Origin of the sequence: Exiguobacterium artemiae (assembly GCF_033342815.1) — a bacterium.
In the GTDB taxonomy this organism is placed as follows: Bacteria; Bacillota; Bacilli; order Exiguobacteriales; family Exiguobacteriaceae; genus Exiguobacterium_A; species Exiguobacterium_A artemiae_A.
In genome coordinates, this window is sequence record NZ_JAWPEN010000004.1 from 126,187 (window position 1) to 146,749 (window position 20,563).

Here is a 20,563-nt window from a genome sequence, read left to right on the forward strand (position 1 = left end):
CCGTCAGAGTGACAGGAAGCTCCACTTGCTTATTTTGCTGCGACTGTATCTTTTTTGATTTGTTTACTGCGGAGCTGACCACATGCAGCATCGATATCCGTACCGTGCTCAAGACGGACACCACAGTTGAGACCGTTCTTTTTCAACGTGTCGTAGAACGTTGAAATATCTTCCGACGTACTGCGTTGGTATTGACCGTGCTCGTCGACCGGGTTATACGGAATCAAGTTGACATAAGTCAAATGACGTTTGTCTTCGAACAATTTCGCAAGCTCGATCGCTTGGGCTTTCTGGTCGTTGACACCACGTAAAAGGATGTACTCGATCGTGATTTTCCGGTTCGTCGTCTTGACGTAGTAATCGATGGCAGGCATCAATTTCTCGAGCGGAATGGCACGGTTGATTTTCATGATTTGTGTCCGGAGTTCGTTGTTTGGCGCGTGTAACGAAATCGCCAGGTTAACTTGAAGTTTTAAATCTGCGAATTTGTAGATTTTATCTGCGAGTCCACTTGTCGATACCGTGATGTGACGCGCACCGATTGCAAGACCGTTGTGATCCTTGATGACGTTCAGGAAATCGACCATGTTGTCAAAGTTATCAAACGGCTCACCGATACCCATGACGACGACGTGGCTGACACGCTCTTCTTTACCGACAGCATCGAGGTGATGCTGAACGTTCATGATTTGCTCGACGATTTCTCCGGCCGAGAGATCACGGCTCTTCTTAATCAAGCCACTTGCGCAGAAGCTACAGCCGATGTTACAGCCGACTTGCGTCGTGACACAGACAGACAGACCGTACTTATGACGCATCAGAACCGTTTCGATCAGGCTGCCGTCATATAATTTGAAGAGGAACTTGATCGTTCCGTCTGCTGATTCCTGTTTAACGGCTTGCGTCATTGAATTAATCGCAAAACTCTGATCTAACAACTCAAGGCAATCCTTGTTGACATTCGTCATTTCTGCGAAAGTAGTGACACGTTTACGATACAACCAATCCCAGACTTGTTTTGCTCGGAACGGTTTGTGACCTTGATGCGATAACCATTCAGTCATCTGCTCAAGTGTTAATCCATAAATGGATGGTTTATTCATTAGTGAGACCTCATTTCTTTTTCCAGAACTATAACATTCCTTTATCTTAGTAAAAATCAGCCGCTTACGCAACGTTCAAATCCTAAATGTTCACTTTCTGTAAATTTTCACGTTCACTTTGGCTTGTTTTCCGGTCCGGTTGTGTCAAATCGACAAACTGCGCTTCCGGAAACTGACAAAGGCACCGAGATGGAATAAGAAACTGATAGTCGCCAACAGCAGGAGATGCAAAAAGAAGTGGTGGGTCCCTTCCAATAGTTGTTGTGTGTTGAACAAACTGAAAATTGATCCGTAACACATCCATTCCGTTTTTTCACTGAGACCGGATCCGATCGTCAGGACGATCGACAGCACAAGCACACCGCCGGCAATCGAAAAGGCGCGTCGTTCATCATCAAACAGGGTCGCAATGCATAAGGTAAATCCACCGATGGCATACAGCAAGAATAGCGCGTTTACTTGAAAGCGGACGAGCGTCATCCCGTCAATCGAAACTCCGGAAACAAACCAGTCGGCCATCAGTAAAACGAACGTATTACATACTACAAGACATGTACTGGCAAGAAACATGACAATCATCGCTGATGCCGTATATTGATGACGCGTAATCGGCGCTGCCAGATATAAAATCAGTTCACCGTTATCAATCGGCCGTGCCAGCAAACGCGCAGCAAGTGACAATAAAAATAAAGACGCGATGATTTGAAAAATCAGCCCGTAATAATTGCCGCCCAGTAAATCAAGCACATTATCAAAACCGGTGATCTTATCGTACTGGAAAGCTTTCAAGACTTCCGGCGGCAGTGCCTGCAGTTTCGCTTCGAGTAACCCAGTCTTCATCATTGACGGGTAAAGTGCAGCAAGCATCAAGAGATACAGGCTTGTCCCGACGGCATAAGCTGTGATCGGTTTGCCGTTATGCTTGAGCAAAGACCAAACGATCGTCATCATGATGGTTCCTCCTCACTATAATAATGTAAGAAGACGTGTTCTAAATCATCTGCTGAAGTTTGAATCGCCCGGACATCGTATTCAGTCAACAGACGAATGATTTGATTTAATGTCCGTTCGTTACCCGTAAAGAAGGAAACATGATTTTGAAACCGTTGACTTCCGATCTGAAGCGCAAACTGTTCAGCATGTGCCTCGAGACCAAATTCAATCGTGTACTGTTTGCGGCTCGACCGGACCAATTCATGAATGTCTGCTTCGATGATGATCCGTCCTTCTTTAATGAGCGCTGCCCGGTCACACGATTTTTCCATCTCCGGAAAATGGTGTGAACTCATTAAAATCGCTTTGCCGCGCTGCCGTTCCTTGTCGACCAGACTTAAAAAGCGTTCCTGCATCAACGGATCAAGTCCGCTCGTCGGTTCATCGAGCAGATAAACGGGAGCATCCTTCATGAAACAACCGACCAATGCCAACTTTTGTTTCATCCCTTTCGACATTTTCCGGATTTTCGTTTTCGTTTCAAAAGGAAACTGCTCGAGTAACTCCGACTGACGTTCCGGTTTACTTTGGTGGAGTTGTTGCATTAAATGCAGAATCTGTTCACCCGTAAAATCACCGGGCAGATTAATCTCCCCCGGTAAATAACCGACGATTCGTTTTACTTCCTGAGACTGCTTCCAACAGTCGTATCCACCGATCGTCGCATGACCGGAGTCTGCTTGAATCAATCCCATCAATTGTCGGATCGCCGTTGATTTCCCGGCACCGTTTGGTCCGATAAAACCGAACACCATGCCCGGTTCAACCGTAAAGCTGACATCAAATAAACCTCGTTTCGGCGCAAATTCTTTCGTCACATGTTGTAAATGAATCATCCGAATCGCCTCACTTTTTGGGGTGGTTGCTGTTAGTACCTTATACCCGTTTTGGTACTTCTTGGGACAAATCCACCCGATAAATCACGAATCGTTCGTCGTGATTTTTTTCAAAAAGTTCTTTCAGACGGACTTCCTCCACCTGCTCGAAAATCGTCTGATGTTCGAGATAATACCGGTATTCGTCCGCCGGATAATACAAAATCAAATCAAGCGGTCGGGGCCGCTTTTCAACGGATGCCAAGATCTGATCAACGACCTTCATGAAGATTTGAACGGAAAACGGATTAAAGAAGTAACATTTTGTCGCGTCATCCGGAATCGGATAGTTTTCCGCATACGTATGTTCAAAACGAATGCTTCCCTGACGTCGCTTCATTTTTTTCATGTAGGCCGCTTGATTCCTCAAAGCGTCTTCATAAAACTGTCCGTTCATCTCGACACCGATGACGGAACAATCAAACCGGTCATGCAGATAAAAGTTCAACCGTCCTTTTCCACAGCCGAAATCAATGACCGTGTCCGTGTAATCGAAAGGATAGACGGCACACAACTCTTCCAGCGCTGCATAAGGCGTCGGTTCGTACCGGTTATAATGGCTGAACGCATTGTAAAGATGCTGCACATCAATCGTCTCGATGCGCAACCGTTCTTCGTACTCTTTATCATTCATGTTTGATTCCTTCTTTCAAGCATTGTTGGTTTCATCGTACTATACTATGAATGTACACATTTCATTCTATAAGGGGGATAATCCAATGATCGTCGTTACGAATCGGATTAAAGTCAAAAAAGGAATGGCCGCCGCAATGGCACCACGCTTCACCCGTCCAAGCGGTCTCGATACGATGGAAGGATTTGTTCGTGTTGAAGTGCTCTTGACGCAAGGACTCGAAGAACATGATGAAATGAACGTCAACATGTACTGGGAAGACATGAAGTATTTTGAAGCCTGGCGCAACAGTGATGACTTCAAAGCTTCCCATAAACGTCCGGAACCAACAGACGGGAAACAGGAAGAATCACCAATGCTCGGCAGTCAAATCATCATCTCTGAAGTCGCTTCTGTCAAAGAACGGACTTCTTGATACTTCATTCTAAAACAGCTTTGTCTCCTATTTCTTTTGGAGACAAAGCTGTTTTTCATCTCTTGCCCACGTAACCCCTTACTATATTGATATGGGTTTAAATTGTATGTAATACCATTATTTGTTATCATAAGTCCAATACAGAAAGAGAGAGGACTTATCATGCTGAATTCATTATCCATTTTTGAACAGGCCATTCGGGCTTTGCCGATTGATCGACCGCTGACCCGCCAAGATTTATGTGTGGACAGTTTTTTATTACAGGAGGAACAGGATTTATCCGTTTATTACTCCCCGATCGGTGAATATATCAACTCTTCCGCAAAAGTCGTTTTCATCGGGATTACTCCCGGTTTCGAACAGATGCGAATCGCTTATGAAGAAGCGGCGGATGCTTTTCATCATGGCGCGACAATCGACGAGACGGCAAAACTCGTCAAGTACAGTGCCAGTTTCGCCGGTCCGATGCGTCGTAATTTGACGGCAATGCTCGATGAACTGGAATTAAACCGACTGTTGAAGATTCCTTCAACGGCAACGTTATTTCATACGAATCAGGAACTGTTACACACGACTTCGATTCTGAGACATCCCGTTTTTTACCGTGATAAAAATTATACGGGACATCAACCGAAGATTGACCGGACACCACTTTTACAACATTATGCCTATGAGCACTTTGCGGCGGAATTAAATCAGTTATCCCACCCCGTCATTCTCGTACCATTCGGACGCGTCGTCGAATCGACGGTCCGGACATTGCTTCATCAGGGACGAATCAAAAAACATACCGTGTTGTTCGGTTTCCCCCATCCTTCCGGTGCCAACGGACATCGAAAGCGACAGTTTGAAGAAAATAAAGACTATTTGATGAAACAATTGAATTCTTACTTCAATACTTAATCAACATCCTTAATTTTTTTTTAGGAATGCGATAAAATTTTGTTATGAAAAGAATATGACTATTCTATCGATGAGGTAGAGGCGCGGTTTTAATGAGTATTTGGTCTGAGGATGACAACAAAGACGATCAAAGAAAGGTGAGACCGCCGAAGTATCGTCACGTGTCAGACATGACGATGCTGGTCGAACCGGGAAAGACCCGTTCGATTGCCATACGCATATTGTATGGAGCACTCCAATTCGGCTAAGAAAGACGCATCCAGCAAGGGTGTCGGCTTTGTTGCCGGTGCCCTTGCTTTTTTCTGTGCAACGGGTCTCATCTTCTAAAAAAGGAGGAGAAACCACAACTATGGTCAATTATTCAGATTCTATCGTCGCACTCGTACCAGCACTTGTCGCCATCGTTTTAGCGATCGTTACACGCAAAGTCGTCATCTCACTTGGTGTCGGGATTTTGATTGGTGCCTTGCTGCTTCACAGCTTCAATCCGTTGGATACTGCAGTTTATCTCGGGAAAAACATCTTCAGCCTGTTTTGGGCAGACGGTGCGTTAAATGAATGGAATGTCTTATTACTTGTTTTCTTACTATTACTCGGTGTCTTGTCGACACTGATTCAAACATCCGGCGGTGCCCATGCCTTCGGTGAATGGGCGACGACGCATGTCAAGACGGCACGTGGTGCAAGACTCGCTGCTTTCGGGTTAGGGATTTTGATTTTCATCGATGATTACTTCAACAGTCTTGCTGTCGGAAACGTCAGTCGTCCTTTAACGGACCGTCGTGGCGTCTCACGTGCGAAACTGGCGTATATCATCGACTCGACCGCTGCACCGGTCTGTGTCATCAGTCCGTTGTCCAGTTGGGGTGCCTTCATCATCTCAATCATTGCCGGTATTTTAACGACGCATTCGATTACGGATTACTCGGCGTTCAGTGCCTTCATGATGATTGTGCCATTGAACTTTTATGCTATCTTTGCTTTGTTACTGACGCTCTACATTGCCTATACGGGAATTGCTGTCGGACCGATGCGGACGCACGAGTTGCGGGCTTTACAAGGCGAATTGTTTGATTCCAACAAAGGGACACCGATGGGAATGGCGGAAGAAGTCAAGGAACACGACGGCGGAAAAGTCCGCGATCTGGTTGTTCCGATCATCGTCCTAGTCATCGCGACTGTCACAGCACTCCTTTGGACAGGTGCACAAGCCCTTGCGGCGGACGGCCGATCCTTTACATTAATCGGTGCTTTCGAAGCGACAGATGTGACACGTTCACTTGTTTCCGGTGTCGTCATCAGTTTAGTCGTAGCCTTCTTAATGATGATCGGTCGGAAGATTCCGGCACGCGATTACCGCATCAGCATTTGGGCAGGGCTAAAATCGATGTGGCCCGCTGTCGTCATCCTGTTGTTCGCCTGGACGATCATCGCAGTTATCGGTGACATGAAGACCGGGGATTACCTTGCAAGTTTCGTCAGCAAATCGATTCCTGCTTCTTACCTGCCGTTCTTATTGTTCTTGATTGCCAGTGTCATGGCGTTCTCAACCGGAACGAGCTGGGGAACGTTCGGGATCATGTTACCAATCGGAGCCGACCTGATCATGGCAGTCGATCCAAGTCTGTTATTGCCGACACTCGCTGCCGTCCTCGCCGGATCTGTCTTCGGCGATCACTGTTCGCCGATTTCCGATACGACGATTCTCAGTTCGACCGGTGCCGGTTCCCATCATATTGACCATGTCACGACACAGCTACCGTACGCGTTGATCGGCGCAGCAGTATCCGCTGTCGGTTACCTCATTCTTGGTGTCACCGGTTCATCCGTATTCGGCTTCCTCGGTGCACTCGTCGCCTTCGTGATTTTCCTTGTGATGTTGAATGTTCTGTCACGCCGCGGTGAAGTGCCGTCGCAACTTCGCTCGGAGTAAGACGAAGTAAACAAGCCATCCAAAAAAGCCGGACCTGATGAATTCATCGGGTCCGGCTTTCGTTATACGATCTTTTTATGTCAGATCATCAAGGCGCAGACTTCGTTGGCAAAGGCAACCGGATCTTCAATCGGTAACCCTTCCATCAACAACGCCTGTTGATACATCAGATTCGTGTAACGTTCAAATTTCGGACGGTCTTCCGCATACGCTGTCTCAATCGCCCGGAAGACATCATGCGACGTATTCAACTCCAGAATTTTGACCGCTGCGACATCCTGATTATTCGGCATCGCCTTCAGGATTTTTTCCATCTCGATCGATACTGCCCCATCCGTCGCAAAGCAGACCGGATGTGACTTTAAGCGGGTCGAGGCTTTCACTTCTTTAACATGTCCCGCGAGTACTTCCTGCATCGCTTTAAACATTTCGGCTTGTGTTTCTGTCGTTTCCGGCTGCTCTGTCTGTTCGATTCCGAGATCGCTGCTCGTGACGGACTTAAATTCTTTTCCGTCATAGTTGAGGAGCATTTGAATCGCAAACTCATCGATTTCTTCCGTGAAGTACAGGATATCAAATCCTTTGTCTTTGACAAGCTCGGATTGCGGCAGTTTATCCAGCCGATCCGTGCTTTCACCTGACGCGTAATAGATATACTTCTGTTCTTCCGGCATCGCGGCGACGTATTCTGCGAGCGTCACCAGCTTTTTCTCCTTCGCTGAATGGAACAGAACAAGATCTTTCACCGTATCTTTTTGCATGCCGTAGTCGTTGTAGATGCCGAACTTCAGCTGACGACCGAACGCTTGATAAAACGTCTCGTATTTTTCCCGGTCATCACGCAGCAACGCTTCGAGTTGTGTCTTGATTTTGCTTTGGATGTTCTTCGCAATCAATTTCAACTGCCGGTCGTGTTGCAGCATTTCACGCGAAATGTTGAGCGATAAGTCTTCCGAATCGACCATTCCTTTGACGAAACTGAAGTGATCCGGTAAGAGATCGCTGCATTTTTCCATGATTAAGACGCCGTTCGCATACAGTTCGAGTCCTTTCTCGAACTCTTTCGAATAATAATCAAATGACGGTTGCTCCGGAATGAACAAAATGGACTGATAACGGACGGCTCCGTCGGCACTGATATGAATGTGTTTGATCGGTGCGTCAAATCCATATCGTTTTTCCTGATAGAAGTTGCGGTAATCTTCATCCGTCAGCTCCCGTTTGTTCTTGCGCCAGATCGGGACCATACTGTTGACCGTCTTCATGACTGTCACTGACTCTGTTTCATCTGCTCCTTCGACCGGACGCTGTTCCGTCTCCTCCATCTCGATCGGATAGCGGATGAAGTCGGAGTATTTCTTGATGATGCTCCGGAGACGGTAAGGTTCTAAGTATTCATCGTAGTTCTCGTCCTCTTCGTTTGCTTTGATGTGAAGGGTGATGTCTGTTCCGACCGTCTCTTTTTCGACCTCTTCGATCGTATAGCCGTCGACACCGTGCGACACCCACTTGTAGGCGACGTCACTGCCGAACGGTTTCGTCACGACCGTCACTGTATCTGCGACCATAAAGGCAGAATAAAAACCGACACCGAACTGCCCGATGATGTCATGACCGTCTTTCGATTCATTTTCCGCTTTAAAAGCGAGCGATCCGCTTTTGGCAATCGTTCCGAGGTTTTCTTCGAGCTCGTCTTTTGTCATCCCGATTCCCGTATCGCGCAAAATCAGCTGACGTGTTTCTTTATTCGGTTCAACCGTAATTTTATAGGCATCCTTGTCGAACGTGATCGTCTCGTCCGTCAACGCTTTATAATAAATCTTATCCATGGCGTCACTGGCATTCGAAATCAACTCACGTAAAAAGATTTCCTTATGCGTGTAGATGGAATGAATCATCATTTCGAGCAATCGTTTCGATTCGGCTTTAAATTGTTTCGTTTCCATTTTCGATACCCCCTGTTCATTTTTAGCACTCTATCAACAAGAGTGCTAATTCATTTCCATTATTACGGATACGAAAACGGCTGTCAATCCTCTGCCGGATAGAATGCTTCGAATTTTTCGCGGACATGTTTTCCGATCTCCCGCAGCCCGTTCGTCGAGCCATACGTCCCATGACTTCGTCCATTTTCATCGACACGGCTGCCGAGACCGAGGAACTGTTCGCCCGGTTTAAAATGAAGTCCGATGACAGGCAAATCAAGTCCAGCCGAATACCCGAATTCAACGATAGCATCCGGATAATCGGGTAATGAGAAGGGATTTTCCCAGACGGTACTTGAATCCAGTTTCCGAAACCGGTCCGTATGCTCCCGGCCGAGTAAAATGATACCGTGCAAAGAAAATAGCGGCAGTAGTTTCATGAAAAAGGTTTGTCCAAAAACGGATTGCTCCAGTTCATGCCGCATCGAAATCGTCCCCATATACTGTTTCGTCGGGAACGGAAAGAAATCGGTATGGATGACGGACTGGAGAGAGGAATCGTACAGGGACGCACCCAGTCCGTTTAAGAATCCTTCCAGTTTTCCGCCCTGTTCTTTTCCGAACCAGGTTTTGTAGATATCTTTTTGTTTAAAATAGTCATTAAACTTACGGATGCTTTGTTCCAGATTGTCATCGGTTAGATACGTCTCTAAAGACATACCCGGATCCAGTAAAAAGAACGGTCCCGTCGAGTCAAACCGCAGCGTTCCATCCTTTTTTAAAAACTGTCCGGCGGATGGATTCGTCGCCACCGTCAACCAGCTTTTTTTAGTCGCATCACCAAACCATAAGACCGGTGTCGTTCCCTCAATCAGTTCTTCTTTCATCCGTCCATTCTTCAACTCGATCTGATACTGAACGGCTTCCGTTAAGAGTTTTTTTGCTCGTTTTAAATGTCCGGATGTCAGCGTTCTCATTCCCTTCCTGTTGCGCTTTCCTGTTTGAGTTGTTCCCTTTCCTCCAAAACGTTAGACAGTTTGATGGGTTTAGCACGATGGACGCAGGGAATGTTTCATAAGGTGAAGCACAACAACGGACATTATTTTTTTAGGAGGAGATTTTTTATGAAACGACTTGAAAACAAAGTAGCCGTCATTACCGGCTCAGCCACAGGAATCGGTCAGGCAACGGCACTCGTCTTTGCCGAACAGGGTGCGACTGTCGTCTGCGCGGACGTTGATCTTGAAAAAGCACAAGTAACGGTCGAAAAAATTAAGGAAGCCGGCGGGAAAGCAGAAGCCGTTCATGTCGATGTCTCACAAGTCGACAGCGTCAAACAACTTGCCGACCATCTAGAGTCTACATATGGAACGGTCGACGTCCTGTTCAACAATGCCGGGATCGACCAACAAGGCGGGAAAGTCCATGAATATCCGATCGAACTGTTTGATCAAATCATCGCCGTCGATTTACGCGGAACATTCTTAACGAGTAAATTCGTCATTCCATTGATGCTGAAGAACGGCGGATCAATCATCAATACGTCATCGATGTCAGGACGTGCAGCCGACTTGAATCGTTCCGGCTACAATGCTGCAAAAGGCGGCATTGCCAACTTCACACGGGCGATGGCGATTGATTATGCCCGTGACGGCATCCGCGTCAACTCGCTTTCTCCAGGGACGATTGAAACACCGCTCATCGATACACTCGTCGGTGGAAAAGAAGAAGAACAAGGCAAACAGTTCCGCGACGCCAACGCCTGGATTACTCCGCTCGGCCGTCTCGGAAAACCGCGTGAGATGGCGACAGTCGCCCTGTTCCTGGCGTCAGATGACAGCTCTTACGTCACCGGCGAAGACATCACAGCCGACGGCGGCATTATGGCCTATACGTGGCCGGGTGAAATGTTAATCGACGATAAATGGAAAACAGACGCGGAATAAACGGCTTCGGTTTTCTGTTCAGCACGGTTCCTACTTATGGAGCCGTGCTTTTTTTGTTCATTTTTGAATGGTTTGAGCCTAAGAAATTTGGTGCGCTTAAATGTTTTGGCCATTAGTTTACCTCACTGAACTACTTTTGAACGGGAAAAGTAAAACAAAGGGGGAGAATCTATGCTTACAGAATCGATTACTTATTTACAGCGTTGTTTACAAATTCCAAGCACAAATCCACTCGACGGTGAAGAGAACGTCGCCGCGTACGTCTATGATTTACTGACCTCTCACGGTATCAAGACAGACTGGATTGAAGTCTCTCCGAAACGGATTTGTCTTGTCGCCACGATTGAGGCCGGTGCTACTGCCGTTCACCCGAAAACGATCGGTTTCTCGGGTCATCTCGATACGGTACCGGTTAAAATCAGTGAATGGACAAAAGATCCGTTCGGCGGTGTCATCGAGGACGGACGGATTTACGGACGTGGTGCCTCCGATATGAAGTCCGGTGTCATGGCGATGGTCAGTATGATGATCGAATTAAATCAACGTGATGACTTGCCGAACCGTCTAAAATTGTTGATTACATCCGATGAAGAAAACGGTATGACCGGCGCCCGTCATTTGACAGAACGTGGTGACGCCGATGATTTAGACGCGCTGCTGATTACAGAACCGACGAGCGGTTTTCTCGGTTATTCGCAAAAAGGGGTCGTCGGTGTCGAAGTATCCTGCACCGGAAAAAGTGCGCACAGCTCTTCACCACAGCTCGGTCAAAACGCCATCGATGATTTGTATCGTGTCATCCGTGAAATCAAATCCGGCCGGTTTACGATGACCGATCAAAGTCACCCGGATCTTGGTCCGGTCATCGCTTCCATCACGTCGATTACAGGCGGCGAAGGTCCGAACGTCATTCCGAGTAAAGCCGCGTTTTATATGGACATCCGAACGATTCCGGGATTTGGACGGGAGCAGGTCTTACAGGCACTGGAAGAAGTGAACCAACGTCTGTCTCAACAGGACGATAGCTTTTCGATGGAGGTGACAGTCATTAAGGATATTCCGTCCTGCGAAACAGACCGTGACGATCCGTTCTTACAGATTGTCGCAGATACGATGGAATCCATCCGGCAACAGCCGACAACACGCGTCGCGATTCCGGGCGGAACAGACGGTGCGATGTTCAGTCAGGCGGCCCGAAGCTTTCCGATTGCGGTCGCTTCGTTCCACGATTTCCGGCTGGCACATCAAATCGATGAGTCAATCCCGCTGTCAGAGTATGCGGAAACGATTGAGTTGTGTACGCGTCTTGCGCTGCACTCCTATACCTGAAAAATCCTCCATCTGTTCCCGGACAGATGGAGGATTTCTACATATAAACGCCGATTGAAGCCAGGGCCTGTCCGATATAACTTTGATCGGACGCCAGAACGTGTGTCGCTTCACCGGCAAGACTCCATTTAATCCGGACGTGCCCCAGCCGGTCGTACGTCAGCTCCAATGTAAAGTCTCCTTTTTCGAACGAGATACTTCCCGGAAACTGTTCATGTACCTTAAGAAATTCATGCGCAAACCGGTCATACTCCGAAAAGCTTACCGTCATCTGATGTACTTTTTCCGCTTGATACCAGACATGAATGAGTAGCGCAGCGTGTGCCGGATCGACTTCCATGATGTGCCACGCCAACGTTTCGTCATATCCTGCAAACGAGATTATATGTTTCAACAGAATCACCTCTTTTTGAATGAATGCCTGTCAGACAGGGAATCGTTTACTATCGAATTGAAAATGAGTGTTGCCATCCTGCGAAGGGAGACTTCCGAATGAGTGATTCACAAAAAACGTTACCGACCACTCAGAGTGTCGATACCTTTTTGAGTACGATTACGCCATTGTCAAAACGGACGGACTGCGAGCAATTGCGGCAGATTTTTGAAGAAATGACGGGGGAACCAGCCGTCATGTGGGGAGAAAACATCGTTGGCTGTGGACATTACCAGTATCGTTATCCTTCCGGTCATCAGGGAGAATCGTTCCTGGTCGGATTTTCTCCGAGAAAAACGACAATCAGTCTCTATCTTGCGACCGGTGTCGATCGGGAGCAGTATCTCGCACGTCTCGGGACACATAAGAGCGGAAAAAGCTGTATCTCTATCACTAAACTAGCAGATGTTGATCTGCTTGTCTTAAGAGAACTGATTGTCCATTCGGTCGCTTTCCTCGAAAAGACGTATCCGAAGTTCTGATGTCACCAAAAAAACGTCCTTTCTTCCGCGGATTCAGCGAAGGAAAGGACGTTTCGTTTACTGTTTCAATTTAATGCCCGCTATCTGCTGTATCGATGTGACGAATGTGTTTGAGATTGACCCCGATGATGACAACAGACAGTAAGACGAACGCGCTACCGACATAAAACGGCAGGTTGGCATTATAGATTTCAGCCAATTTACCGGCCATGAATGGCGCGATGGCTGCCCCGAGAAAACGTAAGAAACTGTATGCAGCGGATGCCGTCGAACGTTCGACCGGTGCTGCATCCATGACGGCCGTCGTAATCAAGGTGTTGTTGTTCCCGAGAACTGCCCCGGCAAGAATGACACAGACGATGACGACAGCTGGTGTTTCCGTAAAGATCCCCATTAACAATAACAAGACAGCAAACAAGAGAAGCATCAGTACCATTGCTTTAATGGTGCCAAGCCATTGTTTTAATTTTGGTGCTGTTAACACGGATGTTAAAGCAAGCAACATTCCCCAGCCGAGGAAGACGAAGCCGAGTCCTTTTGCCGGTAATTTCATGACGAACGGTGCATAGGCCATGATTGTGAAGAATCCGACGTTATATAAGGCTGCGACGATTCCGAGCGTCAGTAAAGACCGGTGTTTCATGGCCTGGAACGGCGCAATCAACGAAATCTTTTTCGCCGGTGTTGCGGTTGCGACCGGTTTCGGCATCAGGAATAACAAGACGAGAAACGCAATGACCATGATCGTCGCTACACCCATGAAAGGGGCACGCCATGTGATCGAACCGAGTGTTCCACCGAGCAATGGACCGATTGAAATCCCGAGACCGACTGCTGCTTCATATAAGATGATTGCTTTCGCCGTTCCGCCGGATGACAGCGAGACGATTGCTGCAAGGGCCGTTGCGACGAACAGTGCATTCCCGAGTCCCCAACCGCCGCGTAACGCGACGAGTGTCCAGATGCTGTCGGCTTGTGATGCAAAACCGGCAACCGTAGCGATGACGGCAATCCCGAGCATCAGTGTTCCTTTTTGACCGATCCGTGAAGAAATCGCACCGGTGATCAGCATCGCAAACGCCATAACGGCGTTATAACTTGTAAATAAGAGCGTGACTTCACTTTTTGACGCTTCGAGGTTTTCGGCAATCGTCGGTAAAACCGGATTGACGAGCCCCATTCCCATGAATGCCGTGATACTGGCAAAAAATACGGCCCAAACAGCAATCGGTTGATGCAGTAAACCGTGTTTACTTTCCGCTAAGACTGTTTCAGGCGCAAGTGTTGTTGTTTTTTCAGCAAGTGCCATATGAATCCTTCTTTCTTAAATAAACTGTTTAAAGGAGTGACGGATGACGTCACCGCGACTGATGATTCCGACGAGCTTGCCGTCTTTGAGAATCGGTAATTTTTTAATTCGTTTTGCGCCGAGTGTCGCCGCAATTTCTTCCATTTCCGTTTCTGTCGTAGCTGTCACGACTTTCCGGCGTGCCATCTCCATGACCGGTCGCGTCAAGATGTGACGGACCCGTTCTTCGTAATTTTCGTCATCACCTTTGATGACATCGACATATAAAAACGTATCGACAATGATGTCTTTATGTTTGCCGATGGCTCGCATGATATCACCGTCGCTGATATAGCCGACGACTTCCTGTTGATCGTTGACAACCGGAACCCCACTGATGCCGGACGTGATAAAACGTTCAACCACCGTGCGGATCGTATCCTGTTCGTTGACGGTAATGACTGTTTCTTTCATCGATTGATAAGCTTTCATCGGAATTCTCCTTCATCAGACGCTGTAATATAAAATAAGTTCATAACAACAAGTTTCACGATACAATTAAATAACATTTATGATTGTATAATACAACTATAACCCTGTCAAGAAGCCTGCCTTTGATTGACAGAGGACAGCCCGTGCGTAATGATGAGGGCAATGAATGCTAATGAGAGGTGACAATATGTCGAATCAATCCCTGGAAACAATCGAACTGGAACTGGCGATTCTTATTCGTCGTTTAACGACGGCAACGGCCGATAATCGGAACCTGGACCGTGCTTCCTATTTACTCTTGCGCCAGTTATCCGACTCCGGTCAAGTCGGTGTCAAAACCCTTGCCCGTGAGTTGCAACTCGACGTCTCGACCGTCAGCCGGCAAGCGGCTGCGCTCGATCAGAAAAAATTAGTCGAAAAAATAAAAGACCCGACAGACGGCCGGGCCTTCTTTTACAACATCACAGATTATGGTCAACAAGAGCTCGAAATTTACCGGACAGCCCGTTTAACAAGCATCGAACGGTTATTACATGACTGGCCGGATGAAGATGCCGAGTCATTTGGTCGATTGCTGAAACAATTTAATCAGGCGTTACGGGAACGGTGAACTTCTTAGAATATGAAACAGAGGACGGATTTATATCCGCCCTCTGTTTTTTGTTTTGTATTGTCGTCAGGTATCGTCGCCTGTTAACTGATCGTTACCTTTTGTTGAATCCGTTCGATTTGCTCCGGCGTCGTCCGGCAACACCCGCCAATTAACCGGGCACCTGCTGCATACCATTCCGGGGCAATGTCTTCAAACGCTGTACACACTGCTTCACCGGACCAGGTTTTGCTGACCGGATCATACTGTTCTCCGGAATTCGGATAAACGATAATCGGGACATCCGTCAGTTGTTTCAACGCTGTGATGAAATCCGTCGCAATCGATGCCGGAAAACAGTTGGCACCGACCGCTGCCAGTTGCGGATGATCTCCTAACGCTTCCATACATTCGCTCAACGGTGTCCCTTCACTGATGTGTGTTGCGTCACGCAGGGAAAAGGCCAACCAGGCCGATTGTTCCGGAAACTCCTCGAGCAGTCGGAACAGTACTTTCGCTTCCTGCAGAGACGGAATCGTCTCAAACGCTAACACGTCCGCCCCTGCTTCAATTAACGCTTCGATCCGCGGACGATGGAATGCTTCGAGCTGTGCATCGTCGACTCCGTAATGACCGACATATTCAGATCCGTCCGATAAGTAGGCACCATAAGGACCAATCGATCCTGCAATCAGAGCGTGAGCCGCGGCCTGTCCGGTTTCCGCACGCGCCTGTTGTGCCAAATAGACGGTTTGTTTGATCAGTTCAACCGCTTCATCCTCTTTAATTCCCCGACTGCCGAATCCGGTCACGCTTGCCTGATAACTCGCGGTGATGGCGCAATCTGCTCCAATCTTAAAATAATCCGTATGGATCCGGTGAATCTGTTCCGGTTCTTCAAGCAATACCCGTGCCGACCACAGCGGGTCGTCGAGATTACTCCCGTGACGTTCGAGTTCCGTTGCCAGTGCTCCGTCCAATAAAATATAAAGCTGTTTTTTTAATAGTTGCTCAACTGGATTGTTGTTCTTTGACATCTTCCTCACTCCGTTTCCATGATGTTTTAGTCAGATGATGAACGATGTAGCAGACCGCGATAAAAGGAACACCAAAATAAAGGGCAACCCGTTGCGTCGGATCAAAGGCGATTCCGATCAAAGAAGCCAGACACATCAAAAAGGATAAAATCGGTACAAACGGATACCAGGGCGTCTGGTAGACCAAATCGCTGACATCCTTTCCTTCTTGCAGATACCGTTTGCGGAACATGAACTGTGAGGCACTGATGCTCATCCAGACGACGACGACGGCCAGTCCCGAGATCGAGACGAGCGCAATGTAGACGGAACCCGGTGCATAGACGCTGGAGAACAGGGCAAGCAGACCGCCGAGCATACTGAAGAGAACAGCACGTGTCGGTACTCCGCTCGCATTTAATTTAGAAAAGAACGGCGTAATCATCCGTTGATCGGATAAAGACCAGAGCATCCGTGAGGCGGCATAAAGACCTGAGTTCGCTGCCGATAAAATCGCTGTCAGGATAACGAAGTTCATGGTGTCTGCTGCAAACGGGAGACCGATCCGTTCGAACACGGCAACAAATGGACTTTCGAGTACTCCTTTTGAGTCGTTTGGTAAAAGAATCGCGAGCACAATGATCGTTCCGACAAAAAATAACACAAGCCGGAAGACGGTCGTTCGAATGGCCAGCGGTACCGTTCGTTTCGGATCAACGGCTTCACCTGCCGCAATCCCGATCAACTCTGTTCCGGAATAGGCAAAGTTGACGGCGAGCATGGTCATAAGAATGGCGAATGCTCCGTTTGGAAACAATCCACCCTCCGTCAAAGGAGCAAGCATCGGAGCCTGCGATCCATCAGCAAGCGGTAAAAATCCGACAATGGCCGCTGTTCCCAGGACGATGAACACTAAAATCGTCAGCACCTTAACGGCGGAAAACCAAAATTCGACTTCTGCGAACAACCGAACCGTCAAGACGTTAATCCCTAAAATCATGACGACAAATAACGCGCTGAACAGCCAGACCGGAACGTCCGGAAACCAGCGTTGCATCAATAAACCGGCTGCCGTAAACTCTGAACCGAGCGCAACTGTCCATGTCAGCCAGTAGAGCCAGGCGACGGTATACCCTGTTCCGGACCCAAGATATTTTGTCGCGTAACTGTGAAAGGCACCGGTTTCCGGCATATGTACGCTTAACTCTCCTAAACAAAGCATGACGAGATAGACGGCCAGCGCTCCGACCAAGTACGATAAAATCGTTCCGACACGCCCCGCCTGCTCCAGCGTATAACCTGTACTTAAAAATAATCCCGTCCCGATGACACCGCCAAGTGACAGCATGACGATATGCCGGGATTCCATTTTCCGACGAAACGTTCCTTCTTTCATTGCTCCTCCACACTCCTCTTTCTCTCATAAAATAAAAAACGCACCCACATGCATGGGTGCGTCGGTCGACAATAAAAAGAAGCTTATCGATCGGGTGCAACACCCGCAGGAATTAGCACAGTATCTTTCGACCTGTTGCTGAGGCTTCAAAGGGCCAGTCCCTCCACCTCTCTGGATAAGAATGTAATTTTTCATAACAGTACCAACCCCGTTCTGAATTGTCAACACAATTCAGAATTTATCATACAAAAAAAACGCCTTACACCAAATTGGTATAAGACGTCTATCGCTTATTTTTTTGCAAACAAATCGGCAGTCTTCAATGCCATCCGAACCGCTTTGCGGTTCAATGTGCCTTGTTGATGCTTCATTTCTTTTGTTTGATTGTTCAACTTGCCTTGAAGCGATTTGATTTTTTTATCTTTTTCAGCCATTTTTGCTTTATCGCGTTTTTGAGCAGCCACGATTTTTTGCTCTTCGGCCGGGAAGTATGATTCAAAACGTGAAACAGCTTCTTCAATGCTGATTCCTGTGATCGGTTTAACGACCGGGAGCAACTCTGCTTTTGCCATTTCGCGATCAAACGGAACGTTCTCCGGATAGTTCGTTTCTTTGTAGATGTGCTCTAAATCATTTGTGTTCAAGAAATCAACGAAGTTGTCGAAGTTACGTGCTTGAACACGTGTCGGGCTTTGGAAGTCAGCTGACTCAATCACATCCGACAAGCGTGTGCTGTCTGTGATGTCATTTGCCCAGATGTGTGTCAATTGGTGATAATCCGTTAATTCACGCATTCGTGCATCTTTCGGAATCAGGATACTTGGTGTTCCGGCAAGTGTTGCCGTGATGTTTCCGTGAAGACGTGCTCCGAAGCTGAAATCTGCTTCTTTCAAGAAGTCGATCCATGTCTGTGCGTTCAGGAAGAAGCGGACACGGTCATTCATGTAAGTCGGATCTGACATTTTAACCGGATAGTTCGTGACCGATAAGTCAGCAATCGGATGTGTCCCTGTGTACGTCAAACGTAACTCTTTCATCCATTGCGGGATGAAGTAATGGTTCGGGTACTCTTCCATTCCGCGTGTGATGAAGTTGAGGACGTTTTGCGGTGCGAGACGTGACGAGTTGACTCCGATCATTGAATCTTTTGTGATGTTCGTTTCACGGATCTTCAAGTCACGACCGAACGCATACATCGATGGGCAACCGATGACTTTGTGGTCGATTCCTTCACGGAAACCAAGACGCGTCAGGTATTTTGATGTGATTTCGCCGCGAAGTCCAAGCATGCTTGAGCGCTCAAGAACTGCACTGACAAACGCTTTAACATCTTCATCGAACGAGAAACCTTCGTTTAAGTTCGCTTCAAACGGTGCACGTAAACCGACACCGATGACGACGACCGGAATCTTTAATTTTTTAATTAATTTTGTATATTTACGAAGTGTCGGAACGAATTCTTTACGGAATGCGTCAGCGAGTGGAATGACATACAAATCGAAGTTCGCGTTGATCTCATCTGCACGCTCTTCTTCATAATAGTAGTAATCAGGCGTGATTGTCGTACCTTCTGTCATCAAAGTGCGGAAAATACTGTATTGATAAATCAGGTTTCCGACATTTCCTCCGATTGAGTTATGTTTCATCAAGTACTCTGCGTCGAACTGTTCAAACGGTGTCATACCCGCACGGATAATAATACGTTTCATGTAAAATAATTCCCCTCTCACTTCTGTTCTTATAAAATATATTTTGGTTTTTTAACCATCTTGTCTTTTCAAGAATAGTTGAATGCAATTCAGCAAGTCAACGAATAGCTGAAAATTACACATTATTGTGGCTAATATGTCATTTATAAAATTAGTACAACCATGTTAGATTTCCCGATATAGTAAATAGTTAAACGTCTTCTCTTGATGTACGGTAAATTTCGAGATTCGCATAGATCGCCGGCAATACGACCTGGGTTGTATCGTCTTTCGAAAGAAGTGTCCCGAACAGGTGGGCGGATTCAACTTCACTGCCCTTCTCCATGTCACGTAATAAGGACGATTTCATCGTATCCGCCATTTGTGCGATCTGTTTCTGTTGAATCTGTTCAATCTCCTCACTGAATACGGCTCCCTGCCGTTCCATCGCCGCTTTCGCTTCCGTTGCCAGGCGGTGAATCATCGCCGTTCCTTCCTCTTGCGAACGGATTAGACCAATCGAAGAGCGGAATAAGGATGTCACACCGGAAAACGTCGTGATGAACAGATACTTATTCCACATGTCGCGGGTAATCGTATCTGAATAGTTGATCGGAGCCGCTGTTCCGGTCAAATGCAGCTTCAATTCTTCCAAGCGGTCTGTCCGCGTTCCCGGCAATGGACCAAATAACAGATGATGGGACGGACTCGTCTGAAGGATACGCCCTTGTGCATCAAGCGTCGATTCAATAAAGCAGAGTCCACCCAGCACACGCTGTTCTCCAAACCGGTCCACTAACTGTTTCAAATGTGCCATGCCGTTTAAGAGCGGCAGGATGTATGTATGTTCCGAAACAAAAGGTGCGATATCGTGCAACACCTGTTCCAAATGATAGGCTTTTGTCGACAAGATGATCACATCAAAGGTCTCGTCTGCCCCTGCTTCAATTAAACGCGGCGTAAGATGGATATCACCATGCAGACTGTTAATTTCGAGTCCTGATGTTTTTAACTCCTGTAATCGCCGCTCCCGGACTAAAAATGTGACATCTTCCCCTTTTTCCGCCAATCGTGCCCCGAAATAACCGCCGACGGCACCGGCACCGACCACTAAAATCTTCAT

General features: G+C 47.3%; 20 protein-coding genes and 2 riboswitches. Of the genes, 7 read left to right on the forward strand and 13 right to left on the reverse strand.

The features are described 5' to 3' along the window. Positions 1-29: 29 nt before the first annotated feature. The 4 genes from rlmN to R7V76_RS06185 all read right to left on the reverse strand — a co-directional run bounded on the left by rlmN (position 30) and on the right by R7V76_RS06185 (position 3,605). Positions 30-1,103 carry a 23S rRNA (adenine(2503)-C(2))-methyltransferase RlmN gene (rlmN, locus tag R7V76_RS06170; RefSeq protein WP_290828021.1) on the reverse strand — a complete coding sequence of 358 codons (1,074 nt, stop codon included), beginning with the start codon at positions 1,101-1,103 and terminating at the stop codon, positions 30-32. Positions 1,104-1,247: 144 nt separating this feature from the next. Further along, positions 1,248-2,054, reverse strand: a complete 807-nt coding sequence (locus R7V76_RS06175; protein ID WP_318091613.1) for an ABC transporter permease subunit — start codon at positions 2,052-2,054, stop codon at positions 1,248-1,250. Next, a complete protein-coding gene (locus R7V76_RS06180; protein WP_318091615.1) occupies positions 2,051-2,932 on the reverse strand; it encodes an ABC transporter ATP-binding protein in 882 nt (293 codons plus the stop codon). Before R7V76_RS06180 ends, R7V76_RS06175 begins: the two co-directional genes overlap by 4 nt. Before the next feature lie 40 nt (positions 2,933-2,972). Then, positions 2,973-3,605 (reverse strand): methyltransferase, encoded by a 633-nt coding sequence (locus tag R7V76_RS06185; protein ID WP_318091616.1) that lies wholly within the window; start codon positions 3,603-3,605, stop codon positions 2,973-2,975. An 85-nt stretch (positions 3,606-3,690) separates the two neighbouring features. Between R7V76_RS06185 and R7V76_RS06190 the strand changes: the two genes are divergently transcribed. From R7V76_RS06190 to R7V76_RS06200, 3 genes are all read left to right on the forward strand, one after another. Further along, on the forward strand, positions 3,691-4,020 hold the full coding sequence (locus tag R7V76_RS06190; RefSeq protein ID WP_318091617.1) for a heme oxygenase: 330 nt from the start codon (positions 3,691-3,693) through the stop codon (positions 4,018-4,020). 162 nt (positions 4,021-4,182) lie between these two features. Next, the gene (locus R7V76_RS06195) at positions 4,183-4,923 is read left to right on the forward strand and encodes a uracil-DNA glycosylase family protein (protein ID WP_318091618.1); all 741 of its coding nucleotides are present in this window, start codon (positions 4,183-4,185) and stop codon (positions 4,921-4,923) included. 68 nt (positions 4,924-4,991) lie between these two features. Beyond that, a riboswitch (Lysine riboswitch) is annotated at positions 4,992-5,167 on the forward strand. A 105-nt stretch (positions 5,168-5,272) separates the two neighbouring features. Beyond that, positions 5,273-6,856 (forward strand): Na+/H+ antiporter NhaC family protein, encoded by a 1,584-nt coding sequence (locus R7V76_RS06200; protein ID WP_318091619.1) that lies wholly within the window; start codon positions 5,273-5,275, stop codon positions 6,854-6,856. An 80-nt stretch (positions 6,857-6,936) separates the two neighbouring features. Here the strand turns inward: R7V76_RS06200 and htpG are convergent, their stop codons facing one another. Together htpG and R7V76_RS06210 are read right to left on the reverse strand one after the other, a co-directional pair. Continuing rightward, entirely contained in the window at positions 6,937-8,802 is a 1,866-nt protein-coding gene (gene htpG / locus R7V76_RS06205; RefSeq protein WP_318091621.1) for a molecular chaperone HtpG, read from the reverse strand. 83 nt (positions 8,803-8,885) lie between these two features. Further along, positions 8,886-9,758: a hypothetical protein gene (locus tag R7V76_RS06210; protein WP_318091622.1), complete on the reverse strand. Its 873-nt coding sequence runs from the start codon at positions 9,756-9,758 to the stop codon at positions 8,886-8,888. A 147-nt stretch (positions 9,759-9,905) separates the two neighbouring features. On the opposite strand from R7V76_RS06210, the gene R7V76_RS06215 reads away from it, so the two are divergent. After that, the gene (locus R7V76_RS06215; protein WP_318091623.1) at positions 9,906-10,727 is read left to right on the forward strand and encodes an SDR family oxidoreductase; all 822 of its coding nucleotides are present in this window, start codon (positions 9,906-9,908) and stop codon (positions 10,725-10,727) included. 171 nt (positions 10,728-10,898) lie between these two features. Beyond that, positions 10,899-12,056, forward strand: coding sequence for an ArgE/DapE family deacylase (locus R7V76_RS06220; RefSeq protein WP_318091624.1), 1,158 nt, complete (start codon positions 10,899-10,901; stop codon positions 12,054-12,056). A 37-nt stretch (positions 12,057-12,093) separates the two neighbouring features. On the opposite strand, the gene R7V76_RS06225 is transcribed toward R7V76_RS06220, so the two are convergent. Next, on the reverse strand, positions 12,094-12,450 hold the full coding sequence (locus R7V76_RS06225; protein ID WP_318091626.1) for a hypothetical protein: 357 nt from the start codon (positions 12,448-12,450) through the stop codon (positions 12,094-12,096). A 98-nt stretch (positions 12,451-12,548) separates the two neighbouring features. On the opposite strand from R7V76_RS06225, the gene R7V76_RS06230 reads away from it, so the two are divergent. Further along, positions 12,549-12,971, forward strand: a complete 423-nt coding sequence (locus R7V76_RS06230) for a DUF1801 domain-containing protein (RefSeq protein WP_188004934.1) — start codon at positions 12,549-12,551, stop codon at positions 12,969-12,971. A 70-nt stretch (positions 12,972-13,041) separates the two neighbouring features. Here R7V76_RS06230 and R7V76_RS06235 read toward each other — a convergent pair whose 3' ends face one another. Continuing rightward, positions 13,042-14,280, reverse strand: coding sequence for an MFS transporter (locus tag R7V76_RS06235; RefSeq protein ID WP_131973547.1), 1,239 nt, complete (start codon positions 14,278-14,280; stop codon positions 13,042-13,044). A 15-nt stretch (positions 14,281-14,295) separates the two neighbouring features. Further along, positions 14,296-14,751 (reverse strand): CBS domain-containing protein, encoded by a 456-nt coding sequence (locus R7V76_RS06240; RefSeq protein ID WP_131973548.1) that lies wholly within the window; start codon positions 14,749-14,751, stop codon positions 14,296-14,298. Positions 14,752-14,938: 187 nt separating this feature from the next. Between R7V76_RS06240 and R7V76_RS06245 the strand changes: the two genes are divergently transcribed. Beyond that, complete coding sequence (locus tag R7V76_RS06245; RefSeq protein ID WP_114596736.1) at positions 14,939-15,361, forward strand: MarR family winged helix-turn-helix transcriptional regulator; 423 nt, start codon at positions 14,939-14,941, stop codon at positions 15,359-15,361. A gap of 83 nt (positions 15,362-15,444) precedes the next feature. Here R7V76_RS06245 and mmuM read toward each other — a convergent pair whose 3' ends face one another. The 4 genes from mmuM to R7V76_RS06265 all read right to left on the reverse strand — a co-directional run bounded on the left by mmuM (position 15,445) and on the right by R7V76_RS06265 (position 20,563). Next, positions 15,445-16,377, reverse strand: coding sequence for a homocysteine S-methyltransferase (mmuM, locus tag R7V76_RS06250; protein ID WP_318091628.1), 933 nt, complete (start codon positions 16,375-16,377; stop codon positions 15,445-15,447). Beyond that, positions 16,352-17,752, reverse strand: a complete 1,401-nt coding sequence (locus R7V76_RS06255; protein ID WP_318091629.1) for an amino acid permease — start codon at positions 17,750-17,752, stop codon at positions 16,352-16,354. Before R7V76_RS06255 ends, mmuM begins: the two co-directional genes overlap by 26 nt. A gap of 80 nt (positions 17,753-17,832) precedes the next feature. Continuing rightward, positions 17,833-17,934, reverse strand: a riboswitch (SAM riboswitch). Between the two features lie 108 nt (positions 17,935-18,042). After that, on the reverse strand, positions 18,043-19,461 hold the full coding sequence (locus tag R7V76_RS06260) for a polysaccharide pyruvyl transferase family protein (protein ID WP_290827990.1): 1,419 nt from the start codon (positions 19,459-19,461) through the stop codon (positions 18,043-18,045). Between the two features lie 190 nt (positions 19,462-19,651). Beyond that, the gene (locus tag R7V76_RS06265) at positions 19,652-20,563 is read right to left on the reverse strand and encodes a ketopantoate reductase family protein (protein WP_318091630.1); all 912 of its coding nucleotides are present in this window, start codon (positions 20,561-20,563) and stop codon (positions 19,652-19,654) included.